32 protein-coding genes are annotated in these 21,210 nt (G+C 63.0%); 3 read left to right on the top strand and 29 right to left on the bottom strand.

Annotation, left to right across the window (positions count from 1 at the left end; all coding sequences use genetic code 11):
* Positions 1–7: 7 nt before the first annotated feature.
* The 7 genes from rplQ to ABD243_RS20535 all read right to left on the bottom strand — a co-directional run bounded on the left by rplQ (position 8) and on the right by ABD243_RS20535 (position 4,546).
* Positions 8–583, bottom strand: a complete 576-nt coding sequence (gene rplQ / locus ABD243_RS20565; protein ID WP_344368226.1) for a 50S ribosomal protein L17 — start codon at positions 581–583, stop codon at positions 8–10.
* Positions 584–660: 77 nt separating this feature from the next.
* On the bottom strand, positions 661–1,671 hold the full coding sequence (locus ABD243_RS20560) for a DNA-directed RNA polymerase subunit alpha (protein ID WP_018773683.1): 1,011 nt from the start codon (positions 1,669–1,671) through the stop codon (positions 661–663).
* 134 nt (positions 1,672–1,805) lie between these two features.
* Positions 1,806–2,207, bottom strand: coding sequence for a 30S ribosomal protein S11 (gene rpsK, locus ABD243_RS20555; RefSeq protein WP_018773682.1), 402 nt, complete (start codon positions 2,205–2,207; stop codon positions 1,806–1,808).
* A gap of 100 nt (positions 2,208–2,307) precedes the next feature.
* Positions 2,308–2,682: a 30S ribosomal protein S13 gene (gene rpsM, locus ABD243_RS20550; RefSeq protein WP_003803743.1), complete on the bottom strand. Its 375-nt coding sequence runs from the start codon at positions 2,680–2,682 to the stop codon at positions 2,308–2,310.
* A gap of 179 nt (positions 2,683–2,861) precedes the next feature.
* Positions 2,862–2,975: a 50S ribosomal protein L36 gene (gene rpmJ, locus ABD243_RS20545; protein WP_009358722.1), complete on the bottom strand. Its 114-nt coding sequence runs from the start codon at positions 2,973–2,975 to the stop codon at positions 2,862–2,864.
* A 69-nt stretch (positions 2,976–3,044) separates the two neighbouring features.
* Entirely contained in the window at positions 3,045–3,266 is a 222-nt protein-coding gene (infA, locus tag ABD243_RS20540; protein ID WP_009358723.1) for a translation initiation factor IF-1, read from the bottom strand.
* A gap of 188 nt (positions 3,267–3,454) precedes the next feature.
* Positions 3,455–4,546 carry a P1 family peptidase gene (locus ABD243_RS20535; protein WP_344368223.1) on the bottom strand — a complete coding sequence of 364 codons (1,092 nt, stop codon included), beginning with the start codon at positions 4,544–4,546 and terminating at the stop codon, positions 3,455–3,457.
* A gap of 279 nt (positions 4,547–4,825) precedes the next feature.
* Between ABD243_RS20535 and ABD243_RS20530 the strand changes: the two genes are divergently transcribed.
* From ABD243_RS20530 to ABD243_RS20520, 3 genes are all read left to right on the top strand, one after another.
* On the top strand, positions 4,826–5,776 hold the full coding sequence (locus ABD243_RS20530; protein ID WP_202615726.1) for a carbohydrate ABC transporter permease: 951 nt from the start codon (positions 4,826–4,828) through the stop codon (positions 5,774–5,776).
* Positions 5,773–6,753 carry a carbohydrate ABC transporter permease gene (locus ABD243_RS20525; RefSeq protein ID WP_425547267.1) on the top strand — a complete coding sequence of 327 codons (981 nt, stop codon included), beginning with the start codon at positions 5,773–5,775 and terminating at the stop codon, positions 6,751–6,753. The genes ABD243_RS20530 and ABD243_RS20525 overlap by 4 nt, the downstream gene beginning before the upstream one ends.
* Positions 6,754–6,852: 99 nt before the next feature.
* Positions 6,853–8,199, top strand: coding sequence for an ABC transporter substrate-binding protein (locus ABD243_RS20520; RefSeq protein ID WP_344368220.1), 1,347 nt, complete (start codon positions 6,853–6,855; stop codon positions 8,197–8,199).
* A gap of 87 nt (positions 8,200–8,286) precedes the next feature.
* Here the strand turns inward: ABD243_RS20520 and map are convergent, their stop codons facing one another.
* From map to rplC, 22 genes are all read right to left on the bottom strand, one after another.
* Entirely contained in the window at positions 8,287–9,114 is an 828-nt protein-coding gene (gene map, locus ABD243_RS20515; RefSeq protein ID WP_116765092.1) for a type I methionyl aminopeptidase, read from the bottom strand.
* A gap of 264 nt (positions 9,115–9,378) precedes the next feature.
* Positions 9,379–9,948 carry an adenylate kinase gene (locus ABD243_RS20510; protein WP_202615738.1) on the bottom strand — a complete coding sequence of 190 codons (570 nt, stop codon included), beginning with the start codon at positions 9,946–9,948 and terminating at the stop codon, positions 9,379–9,381.
* Between the two features lie 5 nt (positions 9,949–9,953).
* Entirely contained in the window at positions 9,954–11,264 is a 1,311-nt protein-coding gene (gene secY, locus ABD243_RS20505) for a preprotein translocase subunit SecY (RefSeq protein WP_116765094.1), read from the bottom strand.
* Positions 11,265–11,450: 186 nt separating this feature from the next.
* Positions 11,451–11,942, bottom strand: coding sequence for a 50S ribosomal protein L15 (rplO, locus tag ABD243_RS20500; protein WP_091251994.1), 492 nt, complete (start codon positions 11,940–11,942; stop codon positions 11,451–11,453).
* Positions 11,943–12,149 (bottom strand): 50S ribosomal protein L30, encoded by a 207-nt coding sequence (rpmD, locus tag ABD243_RS20495; RefSeq protein ID WP_056626615.1) that lies wholly within the window; start codon positions 12,147–12,149, stop codon positions 11,943–11,945.
* A 1-nt stretch (position 12,150) separates the two neighbouring features.
* Positions 12,151–12,831 carry a 30S ribosomal protein S5 gene (gene rpsE, locus ABD243_RS20490; RefSeq protein ID WP_202615727.1) on the bottom strand — a complete coding sequence of 227 codons (681 nt, stop codon included), beginning with the start codon at positions 12,829–12,831 and terminating at the stop codon, positions 12,151–12,153.
* Between the two features lie 26 nt (positions 12,832–12,857).
* Positions 12,858–13,241 carry a 50S ribosomal protein L18 gene (gene rplR / locus ABD243_RS20485; RefSeq protein ID WP_091251989.1) on the bottom strand — a complete coding sequence of 128 codons (384 nt, stop codon included), beginning with the start codon at positions 13,239–13,241 and terminating at the stop codon, positions 12,858–12,860.
* Positions 13,242–13,243: 2 nt separating this feature from the next.
* A complete protein-coding gene (rplF, locus tag ABD243_RS20480) occupies positions 13,244–13,780 on the bottom strand; it encodes a 50S ribosomal protein L6 (protein WP_116765096.1) in 537 nt (178 codons plus the stop codon).
* Positions 13,781–13,798: 18 nt separating this feature from the next.
* Complete coding sequence (rpsH, locus tag ABD243_RS20475; RefSeq protein WP_056425243.1) at positions 13,799–14,197, bottom strand: 30S ribosomal protein S8; 399 nt, start codon at positions 14,195–14,197, stop codon at positions 13,799–13,801.
* A gap of 94 nt (positions 14,198–14,291) precedes the next feature.
* Positions 14,292–14,873 carry a 50S ribosomal protein L5 gene (gene rplE / locus ABD243_RS20470; protein ID WP_018773672.1) on the bottom strand — a complete coding sequence of 194 codons (582 nt, stop codon included), beginning with the start codon at positions 14,871–14,873 and terminating at the stop codon, positions 14,292–14,294.
* Positions 14,873–15,232, bottom strand: coding sequence for a 50S ribosomal protein L24 (gene rplX / locus ABD243_RS20465; protein WP_024366125.1), 360 nt, complete (start codon positions 15,230–15,232; stop codon positions 14,873–14,875). Before rplX ends, rplE begins: the two co-directional genes overlap by 1 nt.
* A gap of 3 nt (positions 15,233–15,235) precedes the next feature.
* Complete coding sequence (gene rplN, locus ABD243_RS20460) at positions 15,236–15,604, bottom strand: 50S ribosomal protein L14 (RefSeq protein WP_003803789.1); 369 nt, start codon at positions 15,602–15,604, stop codon at positions 15,236–15,238.
* A 554-nt stretch (positions 15,605–16,158) separates the two neighbouring features.
* Positions 16,159–16,467 carry a 30S ribosomal protein S17 gene (gene rpsQ, locus ABD243_RS20455; RefSeq protein ID WP_091251984.1) on the bottom strand — a complete coding sequence of 103 codons (309 nt, stop codon included), beginning with the start codon at positions 16,465–16,467 and terminating at the stop codon, positions 16,159–16,161.
* Positions 16,464–16,793: a 50S ribosomal protein L29 gene (rpmC, locus tag ABD243_RS20450; protein ID WP_066436863.1), complete on the bottom strand. Its 330-nt coding sequence runs from the start codon at positions 16,791–16,793 to the stop codon at positions 16,464–16,466. The genes rpsQ and rpmC overlap by 4 nt, the downstream gene beginning before the upstream one ends.
* A gap of 2 nt (positions 16,794–16,795) precedes the next feature.
* Positions 16,796–17,212 carry a 50S ribosomal protein L16 gene (gene rplP / locus ABD243_RS20445; RefSeq protein WP_018773668.1) on the bottom strand — a complete coding sequence of 139 codons (417 nt, stop codon included), beginning with the start codon at positions 17,210–17,212 and terminating at the stop codon, positions 16,796–16,798.
* The gene (gene rpsC / locus ABD243_RS20440; protein ID WP_091251983.1) at positions 17,213–18,049 is read right to left on the bottom strand and encodes a 30S ribosomal protein S3; all 837 of its coding nucleotides are present in this window, start codon (positions 18,047–18,049) and stop codon (positions 17,213–17,215) included.
* Positions 18,050–18,415 (bottom strand): 50S ribosomal protein L22, encoded by a 366-nt coding sequence (gene rplV, locus ABD243_RS20435; protein WP_003803798.1) that lies wholly within the window; start codon positions 18,413–18,415, stop codon positions 18,050–18,052.
* Between the two features lie 38 nt (positions 18,416–18,453).
* Positions 18,454–18,735: a 30S ribosomal protein S19 gene (rpsS, locus tag ABD243_RS20430; protein WP_018773666.1), complete on the bottom strand. Its 282-nt coding sequence runs from the start codon at positions 18,733–18,735 to the stop codon at positions 18,454–18,456.
* Between the two features lie 12 nt (positions 18,736–18,747).
* Entirely contained in the window at positions 18,748–19,587 is an 840-nt protein-coding gene (rplB, locus tag ABD243_RS20425; protein ID WP_091251982.1) for a 50S ribosomal protein L2, read from the bottom strand.
* A gap of 29 nt (positions 19,588–19,616) precedes the next feature.
* Positions 19,617–19,922, bottom strand: a complete 306-nt coding sequence (rplW, locus tag ABD243_RS20420) for a 50S ribosomal protein L23 (protein WP_018773664.1) — start codon at positions 19,920–19,922, stop codon at positions 19,617–19,619.
* On the bottom strand, positions 19,919–20,539 hold the full coding sequence (gene rplD / locus ABD243_RS20415) for a 50S ribosomal protein L4 (protein ID WP_090575302.1): 621 nt from the start codon (positions 20,537–20,539) through the stop codon (positions 19,919–19,921). Before rplD ends, rplW begins: the two co-directional genes overlap by 4 nt.
* A gap of 4 nt (positions 20,540–20,543) precedes the next feature.
* Positions 20,544–21,194, bottom strand: a complete 651-nt coding sequence (gene rplC, locus ABD243_RS20410) for a 50S ribosomal protein L3 (RefSeq protein WP_003803812.1) — start codon at positions 21,192–21,194, stop codon at positions 20,544–20,546.
* Positions 21,195–21,210 lie beyond the last annotated feature (16 nt).

Raw genomic sequence — 21,210 nt, 5'->3', positions numbered from 1 at the left:
TGGCGAATTACTTCGCGTCCTTCTCGGAGTCAGCGGCAGCTTCCTCAGCGGCCGGAGCCTCTTCGGTAGCTTCAGCTTCGGGAGCCTCGGCAGCGGGGGCCTCTTCGGTCTCGGCAACTTCGGTCTCAGCAACCGGAGCAGCTTCAGCCTTCTCGGCGTCCTTCCTGTCGGCATCGCGCTTGGCGGCGGAAGTAGCCTCGGCTACGACGGCCTGCTTGGCGGAAACCGGCTCGAGCACCAGTTCGATGACAGCCATGGGAGCGTTGTCGCCCTTGCGGTTGCCGATCTTGGTGATGCGGGTGTAGCCGCCATCGCGGTTCTCCACTGCCTGTGCAATGTCGGTGAACAGCTCGTGGACGACGCCCTTGTTGCTGATCAGGCCGAGTACACGACGGCGGGAGGCGAGGTCGCCACGCTTGGCGAAAGTCACCAGGCGCTCAGCGTACGGCTTCAGGCGCTTGGCCTTGGTCACCGTGGTGGTGATCCGCTTGTGCTCGAACAGTGCGGCGGACAGGTTCGCGAGCATAAGACGCTCGTGAGCCGCTCCGCCTCCGAGGCGCGGACCCTTAGCGGGGGTAGGCATAATAGTTTCTCCTCATATGGAAGCCGTCGGGCTGCGCACGCCAGGGTGCATCCAGCCGGCCGGCCAAGATCTGTTGGTTAGAGCTCGTCGTCGCTGAACGCGGCGTCGTCCTCTTCGATGGCTGCGGCACGTGCTGCCAGATCGAAACCGGGAGGGGAGTCCTTGAGGGACAGACCCAGTTCGACCAGCTTGGCCTTGACCTCATCGATGGACTTCGCACCGAAGTTGCGGATGTCCATGAGGTCAGCCTCGGAGCGGGCAACGAGTTCACCCACGGTGTGGATGCCCTCACGCTTGAGGCAGTTGTAGGAACGGACCGTCAGGTCCAGATCCTCGATCGGCAGAGCCATGTCGGCTGCCAGGGCAGCGTCCGTCGGCGACGGGCCGATCTCGATACCTTCAGCTGCGGTGTTCAGCTCGCGGGCCAGACCGAACAGTTCCACCAGGGTGGTGCCGGCCGAAGCAACGGCGTCGCGCGGAGCGATTGCCTGCTTGGTCTCGACGTCGACAATGAGCTTGTCGAAGTCAGTGCGCTGCTCAACACGGGTAGCTTCCACGCGGAAAGTAACCTTCAGGACCGGCGAGTAGATCGAGTCGACCGGAATGCGGCCGATCTCGGAGTCGCCGGACTTGTTCTGAGCTGCCGAAACGTAGCCGCGGCCGCGCTCGATGGTCAGTTCGAGCTCGAACTTGCCCTTCGAGTTCAGCGTGGCAATGTGCAGATCCGGGTTGTGGAATTCGACGCCGGCCGGCGGAGCGATGTCCGCGGCGGTGACGACTCCCGGGCCCTGCTTGCGCAGGTAAGCAACAACCGGCTCGTCGTGCTCGGAGGAAACCGACAGGTTCTTGATGTTCAGGATGATCTCAGTGACATCTTCCTTGACACCCGGAACCGTGGTGAACTCGTGCAGCACGCCATCGATCCGAATGCTCGTGACAGAGGCACCAGGGATCGAGGAGAGCAGGGTACGACGGAGGGAGTTTCCGAGGGTGTAGCCAAAGCCCGGCTCAAGCGGTTCGATGATGAACCGGGAGCGGTTTTCGGAGACGACCTCTTCGGAGAGGGTGGGGCGCTGTGCAATGAGCACTTAGGTTTCCTTTCGGCGAGCATCCGCTATATGACGCAACACAGGTGGTGGAAAGAGTCGGTCTGAAGACTTAACGCGGCCGGGCTTGCCCGGACCGGTAAGGGTCCGGGCAAGCTCCTGGGCGTTGGAAAGCCTTAGACGCGGCGGCGCTTCGGCGGACGGCAGCCGTTGTGGGCGCTGGGGGTGACGTCCTGGATGGAGCCAACCTCGAGGCCAGCGGCCTGCAGCGAACGGATGGCGGTTTCGCGTCCGGAACCCGGTCCCTTGACGAACACGTCAACCTTGCGCATGCCGTGCTCCTGTGCACGCTTTGCGGCGGCTTCGGCGGCCATCTGGGCAGCGAACGGGGTGGACTTACGCGAGCCCTTGAAGCCAACCTCACCGGACGAGGCCCAGGAGATGACAGCACCGTTCGGGTCCGTGATGGACACGATGGTGTTGTTAAAGGTGCTCTTGATGTGCGCCTGGCCCAGCGCGATATTCTTCTTGTCCTTCTTACGCGGCTTGCGAACCGCGCCACGAGTCTTCGGGGGCATTTTTTCTCCTACAGAAAGTTATTGGGGGAAAGCTTCGCTGTTCCCTCATTTGCCGGGTTCTTTGAAACCGCGTCAGCGGTTACAAAGGGGCAAATGGGGTTTAGCGAGCCTTCTTCTTGCCGGCGACGGTACGCTTCGGGCCCTTGCGGGTACGGGCGTTGGTCTTCGTACGCTGTCCGCGTACGGGCAGGCCCTTGCGGTGACGCAGGCCTTCGTAGCTGCCGATCTCAACCTTGCGGCGGATGTCAGCGGCTACCTCGCGGCGAAGGTCACCCTCAACCTTGTAGTTGCCTTCAATGTAGTCACGCAGCTCGACCAGCTGTGCGTCGGTCAGGTCCTTGACCCGGACGTCAGCGCTGATGCCGGTGGCAGCCAGGGTTTCGTGTGCACGGGTCTTACCCACGCCGTAGATGTAAGTAAGCGCAATTTCCAACCGCTTTTCGCGGGGAATGTCTACGCCAGCGAGACGAGCCATAGTGGCAGTGCTCCTTGTATAAACCGGAGGTCGTAGGCAGTACACCCGCACGTTCAATGCGGCCCCAGCCTCCGACCGGGGGTTAGCTGTCCGGGCCCATTACGTCCCAGTTCAGCTTGTGCTGCCTTTTCTATTTACTTGCGTGGGTTAGCAACCCAGGGTTTTCCCGAAGAGGGAAATTAGCCCTGGCGCTGCTTGTGGCGCGGGTTCTCGCAGATCACCATGACCCGGCCATTACGGCGGATCACTTTGCACTTTTCGCAGATCTGCTTGACGCTCGGCTTGACCTTCATGGCGTTCCTTTGCGTGTTGCAGTTGGTCAGCTGGACCGGCCTTCGGCTGTTGCTCTGGCCGCCCAGTGTTTACTTGTAGCGGTAGACGATACGACCACGTGTCAGGTCGTAAGGGCTCAGCTCCACCACTACGCGGTCCTCGGGGAGGATCCTGATGTAGTGCTGGCGCATCTTTCCAGAGATGTGTGCCAGAACGATGTGCTTGTTGGTGAGCTCAACGCGAAACATCGCGTTAGGCAGCGCCTCGGTCACAACGCCCTCGATCTCAATGACCCCGTCCTTCTTGGCCATACCCTCCGCTAACTGTTGTTGCCGCAGCCTCCCGGTTTGCACCGGCCATGACCGCGGACGTTTTTGATTGATTGGTTGGTGCCACCCGACCACAAAAGGGCACAACGGGGCAGACAACCAACAGTCAACACTACGCCATTTCGGCGGGATTGTTAAATCCAGAGTTAAATCCAGCAATCCTAGCGCACTCAGCGTCCGTACGCACCTAGCGTGCCGGCCGGCGTCGTCACTGCCTCCGCCCGTTCGATCCCGTCGAGGATCGCCAGGCGCACGACGTCGGCTGCCGCGCTCTGCAGCGTAATGAGGCTGATCTGGCGGGCCGCCGCAGTGCTGCGGTCCAGTGCGACGGCGCCGGTCGCCAGCGCGAACACGGTGTCACCGTCGGCAAGGGTATGGCTTGGATTCAACGCCCGGGCCAATCCTGCATGGGCCGCCGAGGCTGTGCGCTTGCATTCGGACTTGTCCAGGACGGCATCAGTGGCGACGATGACGAGCGTCGTGTTGAGCGGCGGGGCTGTAGCGCCAGGACCGTAGCCTGCGGCTTCGGCCTCACCTTCCGCCCCAACAGCCGAAACCCTCTGCGCGCTCGCTCCTTCGTCCCCACCGGCCCCCTCGCCTCGCAAGCTCGGCGAGGGAACCCCGCCGTCGTGGCCCCAGCTTAGACGCACGCTGCCGGGTTCCGTCTGCTGGGGCGATGCGATGAATGGGAGTCCCAGCGCGTTGACCACCGCCAGCGCCGCTACAACAACGCCACTGTCTAGGGTGATGGAGGCTGTTCCAACTCCGCCTTTGTAGGTGCCACGGCCGATTGCTGCTCCTGTGCCGGCGCCGACGTTGCCCCGGTCGACGTCGTGGCCGTTGGCCCGGGCCCCGGCAGCTGCCGTGGCCGCGTAGCCCATGGCGTCGCCGGGGCGTGCGGTGAAATCACCGCCGCGGCCGAGGTCGAAGATCGCCGCGGCCGGAACAATGGGGACAAGCCCGCCGGGGACGGCGAAGCCGCGGCCGTTCTCCTCGCACCAGCGCTGGGCGCCGTGCGCCGCCGCGAGGCCAAAGGCGCTCCCCCCGGTCAGGACGACGGCGTCCACGGTGGAGGACAGCGTGGTGGGATCCAGGGCGTCCGTCTCATGCGTTCCGGGGCCGCCGCCGCGGACATCCACCGAGCCCACTGTGCCGGGCGGCGGGAGAACCACCGTCACCCCGCTCAGCCAGCCGTCGTCGGACTTCTGCACATGGCCTACCCGGATCCCGGCGACGTCGGTAATCGCTCCCGTTGCTTTCATGGCTCCATTGTGCGCCCCCACCCAACTGACTCGCAGCAGGGGCCGTTTTGGGGGCTCATAACGGCCGCAAGTGCGAGTCAGTTGGGTTGATCCGGCGTCCAAAACAAATGTTATGCAATCCTTCGGCGAACGCTGCGTGAACGGATTTGGAAGCCTCGAGCAACAATCTCCGGGCCAGCCCGGATTCGGGATTTCGCCCGTCAGGCATGTGGTGGAGTGAGTCAGGTCCCCCGCCCACCTGCCTGCCCTTCGGCCGGCCCGGATCCGTTAGAGACCCGAATGACCAGACTATTGACTGACCGGCCGCCCGCCGTTGCGGAGGCCGGGAAGGCCAGCCCGCGGCGACCCCGCTGGTCCGGCCGAACCCGCCGGGATTTCTTCGTCTTCCTGGCCCTGGCGCTCCCGAACCTCGCGCTGATCGCCGTATTCACCTACCTGCCCCTGATCAACAACATCTACTACTCCACGTTGGACTGGACCCTCGGTTCCGCGTCCGCCACCGTAGTGGGGCTCGGGAACTACATCACGTTCTTCACGAGCCCCGACGCCGCGAACGTCCTGGGCACCACCGCCGTCTTCACTTTGGTCACGGTCGGCGGGTCCATGGCGCTGGGGCTCCTCGTGGCCCTGGCGCTGAACTCCAAAGTCCGCGGGACCACCTTTGCCCGCTCCGCCGTGTTCGCGCCCTACGTGCTGAGCGGCGTCGGCGTCGGGCTCGTGTGGCTCTTCATCTTCGACCCCGGATACGGGGTCCTGGCCTGGCTGCTGCGCGGCATCGGCCAGCAGAGCCCGCAGTGGATCAACGATCCCCAGCTGTCGCTGGTCATGGTGATCCTGGTCTACGTCTGGAAGAACCTCGGCTACTGCGCGGTGGTGTTCCTGGCCGGCCTGCAGTCGCTGCCGCAGGACGTCATGGAAGCGGCCGCCCTGGACGGTGCCAACGGCTTCCGGCGGTTTGTGAACATGTCCCTGCCGCTGCTCTCGCCCACCACGTTCTTCCTGCTCATCACCACCATGCTGAGTTCGCTGCAGGCCTTTGACCTGATCCGGATCATGACGCCGCTGGGCAATGGCACCAGCACCCTGATCTATGAGGCCTATCTGCAGGCCTTCGGCGCCTTCAACCGGGCCGGCTATTCGGCCGCCATCTCGGTGGTCCTCTTCGCAATCCTGCTCATCATCACCGTCCTCCAGTTGCGGTTCGTCGAACGGAAGGTGCACTACTCGTGAGCACGCTCTCGCCTGTCAGCCCCGATCCCGCCACCACCGGCGACTCCCCCGCTCCCGGTGCAGGAGGAGCCACGGAACCCGGTGAAGCAGCGGCACCCGAGGGCGCCGTCGCCGAAGCACCGCCCCGGCGCCCGGCGCCTTTCTCCCGCGCCAACCTGGTCCAGACGATCGCCGGCGGCTACCTCCCGCTGATCCTGGCCACCCTGGTGGTGTTCCTGCCCCTGCTGTGGATGCTCCTGAGCTCCTTCAAGCAGCCGGGCGAGATCATCACCATGGATCTAAAGCTCCTGCCGGACAGCGTGGACCTGGAGAACTACAAGACGGCCATGACCACCGTTCCGTTCGGGCAGTTCTTCATGAACAGCCTGATCGTCACCGCCGTGGGCTCCACCGTCAAGGTGATCCTGGCGATCCTGACCGCCTACGCCCTCGTGTTCGTCCGCTTCCCGTTCAAGAACGCCATCTTCGTGCTGATCCTCGTGGCCCTCATGGTCCCGCCGCAGGTGTCCATCCTGCCCAATTACATCCTGATCGCCGGGATGGGCGGCAAGAACACCTTGTGGGGCATCATCCTGCCGGGACTCGGCACCGCCTTCGGCACGTTCCTGCTGCGCCAGCATTTCCGGACGCTGCCCGGGTCCATCCTCGAGGCGGCGGAAATCGACGGCGCCGGCCACTGGCGCCGGCTCTGGCAGGTCGTGGCGCCGGTCTCCGTTCCTTCGATCGCCACAGTTGCCCTGGTAACCGTGGTCAGCGAGTGGAACGACTACATCTGGCCGCTCATCATCACGGACCGGCCCGAAACCATGACCCTCCCCGTCGGCCTGACGCTGCTGCAGAACTCCGAGGGCAACGGCTCCGGCTGGGGCATCCTCATGGCCGGCGCCGTCCTGGTGATCGTGCCGATCCTGCTGGTCTTCGCCGCACTGCAACGCTATATCGTCGCCGGCCTCACGCAGGGCAGCGTCACGGGCTGACCCGGCCCGCGCCCGCCCGCCACCCTCACGCCCGCCCGAACCACGCCCACTATCTCCGTCATCAGAACCAACGAGTCCGTACCTTTGAGAGGATCCACCGTGGCAATCAACCTTCACCGCCGGCATTTCCTGGGGCTGGCCGGCGCCAGCGCAGGAGCAGCAGCACTGGCCGCCTGCGGCGGCCCGTCGACGGCCGGCACGCCTGCTGCCACCGGCGCAGCCGAGATCGACTTCAGCGGCGTCAAGCCGGCCGCATCGTTCGATTTCTGGACCAACCACCCGGGCAAGTCCCAGGACGTGGAACAGTCCGTGATCGACAAGTTCCACGCGAAGTTCCCGGACATCAAGGTCAACCTCGTGACCGCAGGCGCCAACTACGAGGAGATCGCGCAGAAGTTCCAGACCTCCCAGGCCGCCAAGTCAGCACTGCCCGGCCTCGTGGTCCTCTCGGACGTCTGGTGGTTCCGCTACTTCACCAACGGCAACATCATTCCCCTCGACGGCCTGGTCAAGCGGCTCGACATCAAGGTGGATGACTTCCAGAAATCACTGGTTGCCGACTACCAGTACGCCGGCAAGCAATGGGCCCTCCCCTACGGACGCTCCACCCCGCTGTTCTACTACAACAAGGACCACTTCAAGGCCGCCGGACTGCCGGACCGCGCGCCCAAGACCTGGCAGGAGTTCGGCGACTGGGCGCCCAAGCTCAAGGCCAGCTCCGGCGCGCAGTACGCCTACATCTACCCGGCGCTTGCCGGCTACGCGGGCTGGACCCTGCAGAACAACCTGTGGGGCTGGGGCGGCAGCTGGTCTGACGGCTGGACCGTCACCTGCGATTCCACCGAGTCCGTCGCCGCGCTGCAGTGGGCGCAGGACTCGATCTACAAGGACAAGTGGGCCGGGGTCTCTTCCAAGGAAGCCGCGGACGACTTTGCCGCGGGCATCACCTCGACCACCATCTCCTCCACCGGATCGCTCCTCGGCGTCCTGAAGTCCGCCAAGTTCAACGTGGGTGTCGGCTACCTCCCGGGCGGCCCGAAGGCCGAAAGCGGCGTCTGCCCCACGGGCGGGGCCGGGCTCGGCATTCCCAGCGGTGTCAGCAAGGAAGTCCAGCTCGCGGCGGCTACGTTCCTGAAGTTCATGACCGAACCGGAAAACACGGCGGCATTCTCCGCGGCCACCGGCTACATGCCCACCCGCCTGTCGGCCGACATGGGGGCCGTGCTGGCCAAGACCCCGCAGATCAAGACCGCCATGGACCAGCTCGCCGTGACCCGCGTCCAGGACAACGCCCGGGTGTTCCTGCCCGGCGCGGACCAGGAGATGGCCAAGGCCGCCGCCGCAATCCTCACCCAGCAGGGCGACGTCAAGGCCACCATGGCCGGGCTCAAGACGACCCTCGAGGGGATCTACACCAAGGACGTGAAGCCGAAGCTCACCAGCTAACGGCGCGCCCCTCCCAACTAGCTCGCAGTTGTGGCCGTTTTGAGCACTCATAACGGCCCCTGCTGCGAGCTAGTTGCGTTAAGCGGGTCAGGGAATCGGGACGGGTACGACGCCGAGCGGGGCCAGTTTCGCCGCTCCGCCGTCCGGGGCCGAGAGGACCCAGATGCCCTTGTCGTGGACGGCCACGGAGTGCTCCCACTGGCAGGAGCGCTTGCCGTCCGTGGTGACCACCGTCCAGTCGTCGTCGAGCACGGCGGTGTCGATGCTGCCGCGGACCAGCATGGGCTCGATTGCCAGGCACAGTCCGGGGCGGATCTTCGGCCCGCGGTGGCCGGTGCGGTAGTTCAGGACGTCCGGGGCCATGTGCATCTCGGAGCCGATGCCGTGGCCCACGTAGTCCTCGAGGATGCCCAGCGGCTTGCCCGGCACCGAGGAGACGTAGTCGTCGACGGCGTTGCCGATGTCGCCGACGAACTTGCCGGTCGCCAGCGCGGCGATGCCCCGCCACATGGCTTCCTCAGTGACCTCGGACAGGCGCACGTCTTCGGGATCGGGGGTGCCGACAATCACGGTCCGGGCGGAATCGGAGTGCCAGCCGTCCACGATCGCGCCGCCGTCGATCGAGATGATGTCGCCGTCGGCCAGGACCCTGCTGCCGGGGATGCCGTGGACCACTTCCTCATTTACCGAGGTGCAGATGGTGGCCGGGAAGCCGTGATAGCCGAGGAAGTTGGACTTGGCGCCGGCGTCCTGGAGGACGGCGGCGAACACCTCGTCCAGCCGGGCCGTGGTGACGCCCGGGGCGGCCGCGGCAACTGCGGCATCCAGTGCCCGGCTCAGGACAAGCCCGGCCTCATGCATGGTGCGCATCTGGGCGTTGGTCTTGTATTCAATGCGGGGCTGGCCGAATGCCATCTCTACCTCAGTGCTTCATCTCGCGGCCCGGGCGGGTTTCCTCCCGGGCCTCCACTACGGGTCATCAGTTCAAGTCTTCAAGCTCTATTCTCCCGCACGGCCGCGGCGGTCTGGAACGGAGGCGCCGCGGGCGGCATGGCGGCCACCGCCGCCGGCTCCCCCGCACGCGGACTCCCCTGCCGGCTTGCTGGCGCCAGCAAACGCCGAAGGGCGCGTCCTGTACACGTGGTACGGGACGCGCCCTTCGGGAGCAGCAGGAGTGGATCAGGCGGTCTGGGCCGACTTGATCGCTTCCATGACGCGCTCGGTGACTTCATCAATGCCGCCGATGCCGTCCACCTGGGTCAGGATGCCGCGCTCGGCATACTTCTGCACAACGGGTTCGGTCTGGCCGTGGTACAGGTCCAGCCGGTGACGGATAACGCCTTCGTTGTCGTCGCTGCGGCCGGTTTCCTTGGCACGGCCCAGGAGCCGCTTGACCAGTTCTTCGTCGTCCGCGGTCAGCTGCAGGACGACGTCGAGCTTCTGGTCGCCGTCGGCCAGGATCGCGTCGAGGTAGTCCACCTGCGCGGTGGTGCGCGGGTAGCCGTCCAGCAGGAAGCCGGGCTCGACGTCGTCCTCGCTGAGGCGGTCGCGCACCATCTTGTTGGTGACGCTGTCCGGAACGAAGTCGCCGGCGTCCATGTACTTCTTGGCTTCGACGCCCAGCGGCGTCTCACCCTTGACGTTGGCGCGGAAGATGTCTCCCGTGGAGATCGCAACGACGCCGAGGCGCTCCGAAATGCGTTCCGCCTGCGTTCCCTTGCCGGAGCCGGGAGGTCCGATAATCAACATTCTCGTCATCGCAAAAGCCCTTCGTAGTGACGTTGCTGTAGTTGCGCATCAATCTGCTTTACGGTCTCCAGACCGACGCCCACCATGATCAGGATCGAGGTGCCGCCGAACGGGAAGTTCTGGTTAGCGTTGATCAGAACCAGTGCAACCAGCGGGATCAGTGCCACGAAGCCAAGGTAGAAGGCTCCAGGCAGGGTGATCCGGGATAGGACGTACTGAAGATAATCCGCGGTCGGCTTGCCGGCGCGGATGCCCGGAATGAAGCCACCGTACTTCTTCATGTTGTCCGAGACCTCTTCGGGGTTGAATGTAATCGCAACATAGAAGTAGGTGAAAAACACAATCATGGCGAAATACAGCAACATATAGATCGGGTGGTCACCCTTGGTCAGGTTGTTGTTGATCCACTCAACCCAGGGCTGCATCTGCTCGCCGGCCTTGGGCTGGTTGAACTGTGCGATCAGCCCCGGCAGGTACAGCATGGACGAGGCGAAGATGACGGGCACGACGCCGGCCATGTTCACCTTGATGGGGATGTAGGTGCTGGTTCCCCCGACGGTGCGGCGTCCGATCATGCGCTTGGCGTACTGCACCGGGATCCGGCGCTGGGACTGCTCCACGAAGACCACCAGGGCCACGGTGAGCAGGCCGATGATCAGGACCAGGAAGAAGGTGCCGGGGCCCTGGGCCTTCCAGATCGCACCGAGCGAGCCCGGGAAGCCGGCTGCGATGGAGGTGAAGATCAGCAGCGACATGCCGTTGCCGACACCCTTTTCGGTCACGAGCTCACCCATCCACATGATGAGGCCCGTACCGGCCGTCAGTGTGATGATGATGAGCACTGTGGTGACGATGGAGCTGTCCGGGATGATGGGCAGCTGGCAGTTCGGCAGCAGCTGGCCGGAGCGGGCCAGCGACACCAGCGTCGTGGCGTTGAGCAGGCCGAGGGCGATGGTGAGATAGCGGGTGTACTGGGTCAGCTTGGACTGGCCGGATGCACCCTCCTCGTACAGCTGCTGGAAGCGGGGAATGACCACCCGGAGCAGCTGGACGATGATGCTCGCCGTGATGTAGGGCATGATGCCGAGGGCAAAGATGGACACCTGCAGCAATGCACCGCCGCTGAACAGGTTGACGAGCTGGTAGATCCCGCCCGAGGTCTGACCGTTCTGCAAGCATTGCTGGACATTCTGGTAGCTCACACCAGGCGAGGGGATGAATGCACCCAAGCGGAAGATTGTGATGATTCCCAGCGTGAACAACAACTTGCGTCGCAGATCAGGCGTGCGAAAGGCCCGGCCAAATGCGCTAAGCAAGCGTCCTCCTGAGTAATAAGTAAAGTCGTGTGAGACAGGTCAAATAAACCCAACAACCGAGTCTAACGGGTGGATGCGTCCGGCGAACAATCGGCGGGGCCCGGAAAGTGAAAAAACTCCCGGCACCGGGGGCCTGAGCCCCTGGTACCGGGAGTTTCAACAACGGGCAACTGCCCCGCCGCCTCGTTAAAGGGCGGTGGTGCTTCCGCCTGCTGCGGCAATCTTTTCAGCGGCGCTGGCCGAGAATGCGTGGGCGGTGACGTCAACCTTGACGGTGATGTCGCCGGTGCCCAGCACCTTGACGGGCTGGTTCTTGCGAACGGCACCCTTTTCGACCAGGTTCTCCACGGTGACTGCGCCACCTTCCGGGAACAGCTCGTTGAGCTTGTCCAGGTTTACAACCTGGTACTCAACCCGGAACGGGTTCTTGAAGCCGCGCAGCTTCGGCAGGCGCATGTGCAGCGGCAGCTGGCCGCCGGCAAAGCCAGCCTTGATCTGGTAGCGGGCCTTCGTACCCTTGGTACCGCGACCGGCGGTCTTACCCTTGGAACCTTCACCACGACCAACACGGGTCTTGGCGGTCTTGGCACCCGGGGCGGGACGCAGGTGGTGAACCTTCAGTGCGTTCTGCTTTTCAGCGGCGCCCTGTGCCTTTTCGGCGGTGTTCTTCTCTGCCATTTACTTCGCCTCCTCTACCTTTACCAGGTGCGGAACCGTGTTGAGCATTCCGACGGTCACGGCGTCGGCGGTGCGGACAACGGTGTGTCCGATCCGCTTCAGGCCGAGGGACCGAAGGGTGTCGCGCTGGTTCTGCTTGCCGCCAATGGCGGACTTGATCTGAGTGATCTCCAACTGAGCGTCGGAGGGAATCAGGTTCTTAGCCAACTCAGACACCTGCCTTCTGGTTCAAAAGCGCCTTCACCATTGCCGGCGGAGCGATCTCGTCGAGCGGGAGGCCGCGGCGTGCTGCCACTGCTGCCGGCTCTTCAAGGCGCTTCAGCGCGTCAACAGTCGCATGAACGATGTTGATGGCGTTGGAAGATCCGAGCGACTTGGAGAGGATGTCGTGGATGCCCACGCACTCCAGTACTGCACGGACCGGACCGCCGGCGATAACACCGGTACCGGCGGACGCCGGACGCAGCATGACGACGCCTGCGGCGGCCTCACCCTGTACGCGGTGCGGGATGGTGCTGCCGATGCGGGGAACGCGGAAGAAGGACTTCTTGGCTTCTTCAACGCCCTTCGCGATTGCGGCAGGAACTTCCTTAGCCTTGCCGTAGCCGACGCCGACCATACCGTTGCCGTCACCGACGACGACGAGGGCGGTGAAGCTGAAGCGACGACCACCCTTGACGACCTTGGAAACGCGGTTGATGGTTACGACGCGCTCTACGAACTGGCTCTTCTCGGCCTCGCGGCCGCCGTCGCGGCCACCACGGCCGCCACGGTCGCCACGGCCCTGGCCGCGGTCGCCACGCTCGCCACGACGAGCGCCACCACGGCGGTCATCGGCGGTCGCAGGCGCAGCGGTCTCAGTTGCCGGAGCAGCTACAGCTTCAGTCACCTGAATGTCCTTTTCGTTATTTTCGGTCACAGTGACAGCCCACCTTCACGTGCACCGTCAGCGACGGCGGCGATGCGGCCGTGGTACTTGTTACCACCGCGGTCGAAGACAACTGCTTCGATACCGGCAGCCTTGGCACGCTCGGCGACGAGCTCGCCAACGCGCTTGGCCTTGGCGGTCTTGTCACCGTCGAATGCACGAAGATCGGCTTCCAACGTGGAGGCGCTTGCCACGGTCAGGCCCTTGGTGTCATCGACAACCTGGACGAATACGTGACGTGCGGAACGGTTGACGACCAGACGCGGGCGTACAGCCGTACCGGAGATGCGCTTGCGGATACGAAGCTGGCGGCGGCTGCGCTGGGCAGACTTGCTCTTGTTCGTACGCTTCTTGTTAATTGCGATCGCCATGGTTACTTACCAGCCTTTCCGACCTTGCGGCGGATGACTTCGCCTGCGTAACGGATGCCCTTGCCCTTGTAGGGGTCCGGCTTCCGCAGCTTGCGAATGTTGGCAGCAACCTCGCCGACCTGCTGCTTGGAGATACCTGAAACAGAGAGCTTGGTCGGGGTCTCAACTGCAAAGGTGATGCCGTTCGGTGCCGAGACGTTGACGGGGTGGCTGAAGCCCAGAGCGAACTCCAGGTCAGAACCCTTGGCCTGGACGCGGTAACCGGTACCGACAATCTCAAGCTTCTTCTCGTAGCCTGCGGTGACACCCTGGATCATGTTGGCGATCAGGGTGCGGGTCAGGCCGTGCAGCGAACGTGAGGCGCGCTCGTCGTTCGGGCGGGCGACAGTCAGGGTGCCATCTTCCAGGGAAACCTCGATCGGGCTGGGCACAGTGTGGCTCAGCTCGCCTTTGGAACCCTTGACGCTGACGACAGAGCCGTCAACCTTGACCTCAACGCCGGCAGGAACGGTGATGGGGAGACGTCCAATACGTGACATTATTCTCTTCCTTTCCCGTTACCAGACGTAAGCGAGGACTTCGCCGCCCACGCCCTTCTTGCCGGCCTGCTTGTCAGTCAAGAGGCCGGAAGAGGTGGACAGGATTGCGACACCCAGGCCACCGAGCACGTGCGGCAGGTTGGTGGACTTTGCGTAAACGCGCAGTCCCGGCTTGGAAATACGACGAACGCCAGCGATTGAACGCTCGCGGTTCGGACCGAACTTGAGCTCGAGGGTCAGCTTCTTGCCAACCTCAGCGTCTTCTTCTTTCCAGGAGGCGATGTAACCTTCAGCCTTCAGGATGTCGGCAACGCGTGCCTTGAGCTTGCTGTACGGCATGGACACGGAGTCGTGGTATGCCGAGTTAGCGTTGCGCAGACGCGTAAGCATGTCTGCGACGGGATCTGTCATTGTCATGTGGGCTCTTGCCCTTCCTCATAACGGTTTCCGCCACGCTGCATTTCCGAAAATAAACCGGAAACAGCGAGGCCGGACCTTTTACGTAGCTAGATTAGTCTTCGGTCTTGAACGGGAAGCCAAGCGCCTTGAGCAGCGCGCGGCCTTCGTCGTCAGTCTTGGCAGTGGTCACGACAGTGATGTCCATGCCGCGTACGCGGTCGATGGAATCCTGGTCGATTTCGTGGAACATAACCTGCTCGGTCAGACCGAAGGTGTAGTTGCCGTTGCCGTCGAACTGCTTGCCACTGAGGCCACGGAAGTCGCGGATACGCGGCAGTGCCAGCGTGACCAGACGGTCCAGGAATTCCCACATACGGTCGCCACGCAGAGTCGCGTGCGCACCGATCGGCATGCCTTCGCGCAGCTTGAACTGTGCGATCGATTTGCGTGCCTTGGTTACCTGCGGCTTCTGGCCGGTGATCAGGGTGAGATCGCGGACAGCGCCGTCGATCAGCTTGGAGTCCTTGGCGGCATCTCCAACACCCATGTTCACAACGACCTTGACCAGGCGGGGAACCTGGTTGACGTTCTGGTACTTGAATTCCTCAGTCAGCGTGTTCTTGATGGAATCGGCGTACTTGGTCTTCAGACGAGGAACGATCTTGCTTGCCGGAGTCTCGAGAGTCTCAGTCATTAGATGTCCTTCCCTGAGCTCTTGGCCACGCGGACGCGCACTTCACGCTTCACGCCATCGCGTTCAACGGTCTCGGTGCGGAAACCGACGCGGGTGGGCTTCTTGGTGGACGGGTCAACCAGAGCCACGTTGGAGATGTGGATCGAAGCCTCGACGACCTCGATGCCACCGGTCTTGGTGCCGCGCTGCGACTGACCGACCTTGGTGTGCTTGGTTACGCGGTTAATGCCTTCGACCAGCACGCGGTTGGTCTCGGGGAATACGCGCAGAACCTTGCCCTGCTTGCCCTTGTCGCCGCCGCGCTCAGCCTTGGCGCCAGTGATGACCTGAACGAGGTCACCCTTTTTGATCTTAGCCATGGACTAGAGCACCTCCGGAGCCAGAGAAACGATCTTCATGAACTTCTTGTCGCGAAGTTCACGACCAACCGGTCCGAAGATACGGGTACCGCGGGGGTCACCGTCGTTCTTCAGGATGACGGCTGCGTTCTCGTCAAACTTGATGTAGGAACCATCCGCACGGCGGCGTTCCTTCTTGGTACGGACGATGACAGCCTTGACGACGTCGCCCTTCTTTACGTTGCCGCCCGGAATTGCGTCCTTGACGGTAGCGACGATTACGTCGCCAATGCCTGCGTAGCGACGGCCAGATCCACCGAGAACGCGAATGGTAAGGATTTCCTTAGCACCCGTGTTGTCGGCGACCTTGAGTCGCGACTCCTGCTGAATCACTATTTACTCCTTGCGTCGCGCTGGTTCTCAGACCGAAAATCTTCCTACGGAATGAGCCTTGCGGAACGGTTGATCGGGGTGTCTCTTGACCTGCCTGGATTTTGCCAGACCAGGCCTAAACGCCCGTGCCAAAAACATTTGCTTCCCAGGCGGTTCCGACGGATCGGGGCGCAAGGGGGCACTATGCCGTGGCACGATTGTTTACGAGGTTGATGACGGCGCGCAAAAGGCGCCATACAAACTCAAAATCTTAGCACGTTTTCGGCGAATCCCCATATCACAGCTTCGCCCTTCAAACACAGCCCATCACAGCGCCGCCCGGGCAGCAGAGCACGGCAGCGTCCGACGGCGTCACGCAGGACAACCTTTTGGCCCGCCGGCCGCCGCGCTCCCGCGGAAACCCGGCCCGCCGCCGTCGTACGCTTCGTGAAAGCCTGCTGCCCGTGGCACCGCGAGCCGCGGCCCCCAAGATTTCCCCGACAACGCGGAAGCCCCCGCTCCCCCAAAGGGGAACGAGGGCTTCAGCTGTAGCACAGGCAGCAAAGCTGCAGGTGTTACTTGGCCTTTTCGAGGATCTCGACCAGGCGCCACCGCTTGGTAGCGGACAGCGGGCGGGTCTCGGCGAGGAGCACGAGGTCGCCGATGCCGGCGCTGTTCTCTTCGTCGTGAGCCTTGATCTTGGCGTTGCGGCGGATGACCTTGCCGTAGAGGGCGTGCTTCACGCGGTCTTCGACCTGGACAACGATGGTCTTTTCCATCTTGTCCGAGACGACGTAGCCGCGCTTCGTCTTACGGTAACCGCGCTCGTCAGCCTTGGCTGCGCCGGAAACAGTTTCCGTCACGTTCTCGTCCTTTTCACTCACTTGGCATCCTCCTCGGTTTCAACCGTTTCAGCCTTCTCGGCCTTCTTGGTTGCAGCCTTCTTGGACTTCTTCTCTTCCTTGGCTTCCACAACCGGTGCGGCAACCTCGGCACGAATGCCCAGCTCGCGTTCGCGGAGAACGGTGTAGATGCGGGCGATGTCCTTCTTTACCGCACGCAGACGACCGTGGTTCTCCAGCTGACCGGTGGCGGACTGGAAACGCAGGTTGAACAGCTCTTCCTTGGCCTTGCGGAGTTCTTCAACGAGACGCTCGTTGTCGAAACCGTCCAGCTGTGCGGATGCAAGTTCCTTGGATCCTACTGCCATTTCTACTCACCACCTTCGCGACGCACAATGCGTGCCTTCAACGGCAGCTTGTGGATTGCCAGGCGCAGGGCCTCGCGAGCTACCTCTTCACTGACACCGGAGAGTTCGAAGAGAACCCGGCCCGGCTTGACGTTTGAGACCCACCATTCCGGAGAACCCTTACCGGAACCCATGCGGGTTTCGGCAGGCTTCTTCGTCAGCGGACGGTCCGGGTAAATGTTGATCCAGACCTTTCCGCCACGCTTGATGTGGCGGGTCATCGCGATACGGGCAGATTCGATCTGACGGTTCGTGACGTAGGCAGGGCTCAGAGCCTGGATGCCCCACTCACCGAAGGAGACCTGGGTGCCGCCCGTAGCAGCGCCGGAACGACCCGGGTGGTGCTGCTTACGGTGCTTTACTCGACGTGGGATAAGCATTTAAGCCTGTCCTCCTTCTACTGCCGGTGCAGCTGCCTCAACTGCCGGAGCTTCGGCGGCAGCGGGTGCTGCCTCAGCTGCCGGGCGGTCGTTACGACGACGGCGGTCACCACGGTCAGCGCCACCCGGGCGGCCCGGGCGGTCGCTGGCTCCACGGCCGCGGGACGGAGCAGCAGCTGCCTGCTGAGCCAGTTCCTTGGCGGTGACGTCGCCCTTGTAGATCCAGACCTTCACGCCAATGCGGCCGAAGGTGGTCTTGGCCTCGTAGAAGCCGTAGTCGATGTTCGCACGCAGGGTGTGCAGGGGCACACGGCCTTCGCGGTAGAACTCCGAGCGGGACATTTCAGCGCCGCCCAGACGACCGGAGCAAGCGATACGGATGCCCTTGGCACCGGCACGCTGTGCGGACTGCATGGCCTTCTTCATCGCGCGGCGGAACGCCACGCGGGAAGTCAGCTGCTCAGCAACGCCCTGGGCAACAAGCTGGGCTTCCATCTCGGGGTTCTTGACCTCGAGGATGTTCAGCTGAACCTGCTTGCCGGTGAGCTTTTCGAGCTCGCCGCGGATGCGGTCTGCTTCAGCGCCGCGGCGGCCGATGACGATGCCCGGACGTGCCGTGTGGATGTCCACGCGGACACGGTCGCGGGTGCGCTCGATTTCGACCTTGGCGATGCCGGCGCGTTCCATGCCCGTGGACATGAGCTGGCGGATGCGGATGTCTTCGCGAACGAAGTCCTTGTACCGCTGGCCAGCCTTGGTGCTGTCAGCAAACCAGTGCGATACGTGATCGGTGGTGATGCCGAGTCGGAACCCGTGCGGGTTAACTTTCTGTCCCACTTAGCGAGCCTCCTCTTTCTCCGGGGTAGCGACTACCACGGTGATGTGGCTCGTGCGCTTCTTGATCTGAAATGCACGACCCTGAGCTCGCGGCTGGAACCGCTTCATGGTCGGGCCTTCATCAACAAACGCTTCGCTGATGATGAGGTCACCTTCGTCAAACGCCACGCCGTCGCGGTCCGCGAGGACCCGGGCGTTGGAGATTGCCGACTGAACTACCTTGAATACCGGCTCCGAAGCTGCCTGGGGGGCAAACTTCAGAATTGCCAGAGCCTCATTCGCTTGCTTACCACGAACAAGGTTGACGACGCGCCGGGCCTTCATAGGCGTTACGCGGATGTGACGCGCAATTGCCTTGGCTTCCATTGCTTTCCTTCTCTCGTCTTTGACGTAAGTGCAGGCGCCTAGCGGCGCTTGCCCTTACGGTCGTCCTTGACATGGCCGCGGAATGTCCGCGTGGGAGCGAATTCGCCGAGCTTGTGCCCGACCATCGACTCAGTGACAAACACGGGGATGTGCTTGCGTCCGTCGTGCACGGCGATCGTGTGGCCGAGCATGTCGGGGACGATCATCGAACGGCGGGACCAGGTCTTGATGACGTTCTTGGTGCCCTTTTCGTTTTCCCTGGCTACCTTCACAAAGAGGTGCTGGTCAACGAAAGGACCTTTTTTCAGGCTGCGTGGCATGTGTCCAGGCTCCTATCGCTTGTTCTTGCCAGTACGACGGCGACGAACAATAAGCTTGTCGCTCTCTTTGTTGGGGCGGCGGGTGCGGCCCTCAGGCTTACCGTTGGGGTTGACCGGGTGACGACCACCGGAGGTCTTACCTTCACCACCACCGTGCGGGTGGTCAACCGGGTTCATGGCGACACCACGGACGGTCGGGCGAACGCCCTTCCACCGCATACGGCCGGCCTTGCCCCAGTTGATGTTCGACTGCTCAGCGTTGCCGACCTCGCCGACGGTTGCGCGGCAGCGCACGTCAACGTTGCGGATTTCGCCGGAAGGCAGACGCAGCTGGGCGAAACGGCCTTCCTTGGCGACGAGCTGAACAGAAGCGCCAGCGGAACGGGCCATCTTGGCGCCGCCACCCGGACGCAGTTCGACTGCGTGGATAACGGTACCGACGGGGATGTTGCGCAGCGGCAGGTTGTTGCCCGGCTTGATGTCAGCGTCGGCGCCGGCCTCTACGAAGTCGCCCTGGGACAGCTTGTTCGGGGCGATGATGTAACGCTTGGTGCCATCAACGTAGTGCAGGAGTGCGATGCGAGCCGTACGGTTCGGGTCGTACTCGATTTCGGCAACGCGGGCGTTGACGCCGTCCTTGTCGTGGCGACGGAAGTCGATCAGACGGTACTGGCGCTTGTGTCCACCACCCTTGTGACGGGTCGTGATCTTACCGGTGTTGTTACGGCCACCCTTTTTCGGGAGGGGACGTACCAACGACTTTTCCGGCGTCGACCGCGTGATTTCAGTGAAGTCCGCTACGCTCGAGCCACGACGGCCCGGGGTAGTCGGCTTGTATTTACGGATTCCCATAATTTATTTCCTCGTTAAAGTGGTCTCCGCTATGAAAGCGGACCGCCGAAGATGTCGATAGTGCCTTCTTTGAGGCTCACAATGGCACGCTTGGTGTTCTTGCGGGTACCCCAGCCGAATTTGGTGCGCTTGCGCTTACCGGCACGGTTGATGGTGTTGATCGATTCGACCTTGACGGAGAAAATCTTCTCCACGGCCAGCTTGATCTCGGTCTTGTTCGAGCGGGGGTCCACCAGGAAGGTGTACTTGCCCTCGTCGATCAGGCCGTAGCTCTTTTCCGAGACGACGGGTGCAAGCACGACGTCGCGCGGGTCTTTGATGGTGGCTGCACTCACTTGGCATCCTCCTCGTTCTTTGCGACCTTGTCAGCAACAAATGCTTCGTAGGCAGCCTTGGTGAAGACTACGTCGTCGGAAACGAGAACGTCGTAGGTGTTCAGCTGGTCTGCGTACAGAACGTGAACTTCCTCGAGGTTGCGCACGGACAGTGCAGCAACATCGTTGGCGCGCTCAATGACAACGAGCAGGTTCTTGCGCTCGGAAACTCCGCGCAGGGTTGCCAGTGCTTCCTTGGAGGACGGCTTGGAGCCTGCAACCAGGTCAGCGATGACGTGGACGCGGCCGTTGCGGGCACGGTCCGAGAGTGCGCCGCGCAGTGCAGCAGCAATCATCTTCTTGGGGGTGCGCTGGCTGTAGTCACGCGGCGTGGGGCCGTGGACAACGCCACCACCGGTCATGTGAGGAGCACGGATGGAACCCTGACGGGCGCGGCCGGTGCCCTTCTGCTTGAACGGCTTGCGACCTGCACCGGAAACTTCGGCGCGGGTCTTGGTCTTGTGGGTACCCTGGCGAGCAGCAGCGAGCTGGGCAACGACGACCTGGTGCAGCAGCGGCACGTTGGTCTGTACGTCGAAGATCTCTGCAGGCAGGTCAACCTTGACAGTGCTAGTCATTGAACTAGGCTCCCTTCACGGCGGTGCGTACGAGTACGACCTGGCCGCGGGCACCGGGAACGGCGCCCTTGATCAGGAGCAGCGACTTCTCGACGTCAACCGCGTGGACCGTGAGGTTCAGCGTGGTGTGACGAACGGCGCCCATGCGGCCGGCCATTTTCATGCCCTTGAAGACGCGGCTCGGGGTGGATGCGCCACCGATTGAACCGGGCTTACGGTGGTTCTTGTGGGCACCGTGGGAAGCTCCAACACCGTGGAAGCCGTGACGCTTCATAACACCGGCGAAGCCCTTACCCTTGGTGGTGCCAACGACGTCGATCTTCTGGCCGGCTTCGAAGAGCTCTACGGAGAGCTCCTGGCCCAGCTCGTAAGAGTCAGCATCTGCAGTGCGCAGTTCTACGACGTGGCGGCGAGGCGTGACGCCTGCCTTTTCAAAGTGACCAGCCAGCGGCTTGGTGACCTTGCGGGGATCGATCTGGCCGTAGCCGATCTGAACGGCGACATAGCCATCAGTTTCTGCGTTGCGCAGCTGCGTGATGACGTTCGAGTCAGCCTGGACCACAGTGACGGGGATGAGCTTGTTGTTCTCGTCCCAGACCTGGGTCATGCCGAGCTTCGTGCCCAGCAGGCCCTTTACGTTACGGGTTGCGGTCATAGTCTCTCAGCACCTC

The sequence above is a fragment of the Arthrobacter humicola genome (assembly GCF_039531445.1).
Lineage (GTDB): Bacteria > Actinomycetota > Actinomycetes > Actinomycetales > Micrococcaceae > Arthrobacter > Arthrobacter humicola.
Note: the sequence above shows the minus strand (reverse complement) of the source record. Positions and strands in the feature narration are given on the sequence as shown.

Coding starts and splice junctions, on each gene's coding strand:
- rpmC (WP_066436863.1), bottom strand. CDS start 16,793: ATGGCAGTAGGATCCAAGGAACTTGCATCCGCACAGCTGGACGGTTTC.
- ABD243_RS20530 (WP_202615726.1), top strand. CDS start 4,826: ATGACCAGACTATTGACTGACCGGCCGCCCGCCGTTGCGGAGGCCGGG.
- map (WP_116765092.1), bottom strand. CDS start 9,114: ATGGCATTCGGCCAGCCCCGCATTGAATACAAGACCAACGCCCAGATG.
- rplR (WP_091251989.1), bottom strand. CDS start 13,241: ATGGCGATCGCAATTAACAAGAAGCGTACGAACAAGAGCAAGTCTGCC.
- rplE (WP_018773672.1), bottom strand. CDS start 14,873: ATGACTGAGACTCTCGAGACTCCGGCAAGCAAGATCGTTCCTCGTCTG.
- rpsM (WP_003803743.1), bottom strand. CDS start 2,682: ATGGCTCGTCTCGCTGGCGTAGACATTCCCCGCGAAAAGCGGTTGGAA.
- rplO (WP_091251994.1), bottom strand. CDS start 11,942: ATGGCAGAGAAGAACACCGCCGAAAAGGCACAGGGCGCCGCTGAAAAG.
- ABD243_RS20535 (WP_344368223.1), bottom strand. CDS start 4,546: ATGAAAGCAACGGGAGCGATTACCGACGTCGCCGGGATCCGGGTAGGC.
- rpmJ (WP_009358722.1), bottom strand. CDS start 2,975: ATGAAGGTCAAGCCGAGCGTCAAGCAGATCTGCGAAAAGTGCAAAGTG.
- rplP (WP_018773668.1), bottom strand. CDS start 17,212: ATGCTTATCCCACGTCGAGTAAAGCACCGTAAGCAGCACCACCCGGGT.
- rplQ (WP_344368226.1), bottom strand. CDS start 583: ATGCCTACCCCCGCTAAGGGTCCGCGCCTCGGAGGCGGAGCGGCTCAC.
- rplF (WP_116765096.1), bottom strand. CDS start 13,780: ATGTCACGTATTGGACGTCTCCCCATCACCGTTCCTGCCGGCGTTGAG.
- rpsS (WP_018773666.1), bottom strand. CDS start 18,735: ATGCCACGCAGCCTGAAAAAAGGTCCTTTCGTTGACCAGCACCTCTTT.
- rpsK (WP_018773682.1), bottom strand. CDS start 2,207: ATGCCCCCGAAGACTCGTGGCGCGGTTCGCAAGCCGCGTAAGAAGGAC.
- rplD (WP_090575302.1), bottom strand. CDS start 20,539: ATGACTAGCACTGTCAAGGTTGACCTGCCTGCAGAGATCTTCGACGTA.
- rplX (WP_024366125.1), bottom strand. CDS start 15,232: ATGGCTAAGATCAAAAAGGGTGACCTCGTTCAGGTCATCACTGGCGCC.
- rplV (WP_003803798.1), bottom strand. CDS start 18,415: ATGGAAGCCAAGGCAATTGCGCGTCACATCCGCGTAACGCCTATGAAG.
- ABD243_RS20510 (WP_202615738.1), bottom strand. CDS start 9,948: ATGTTGATTATCGGACCTCCCGGCTCCGGCAAGGGAACGCAGGCGGAA.
- rplC (WP_003803812.1), bottom strand. CDS start 21,194: ATGACCGCAACCCGTAACGTAAAGGGCCTGCTGGGCACGAAGCTCGGC.
- rplB (WP_091251982.1), bottom strand. CDS start 19,587: ATGGGAATCCGTAAATACAAGCCGACTACCCCGGGCCGTCGTGGCTCG.
- rpsH (WP_056425243.1), bottom strand. CDS start 14,197: ATGACAATGACAGATCCCGTCGCAGACATGCTTACGCGTCTGCGCAAC.
- infA (WP_009358723.1), bottom strand. CDS start 3,266: ATGGCCAAGAAGGACGGGGTCATTGAGATCGAGGGCGTTGTGACCGAG.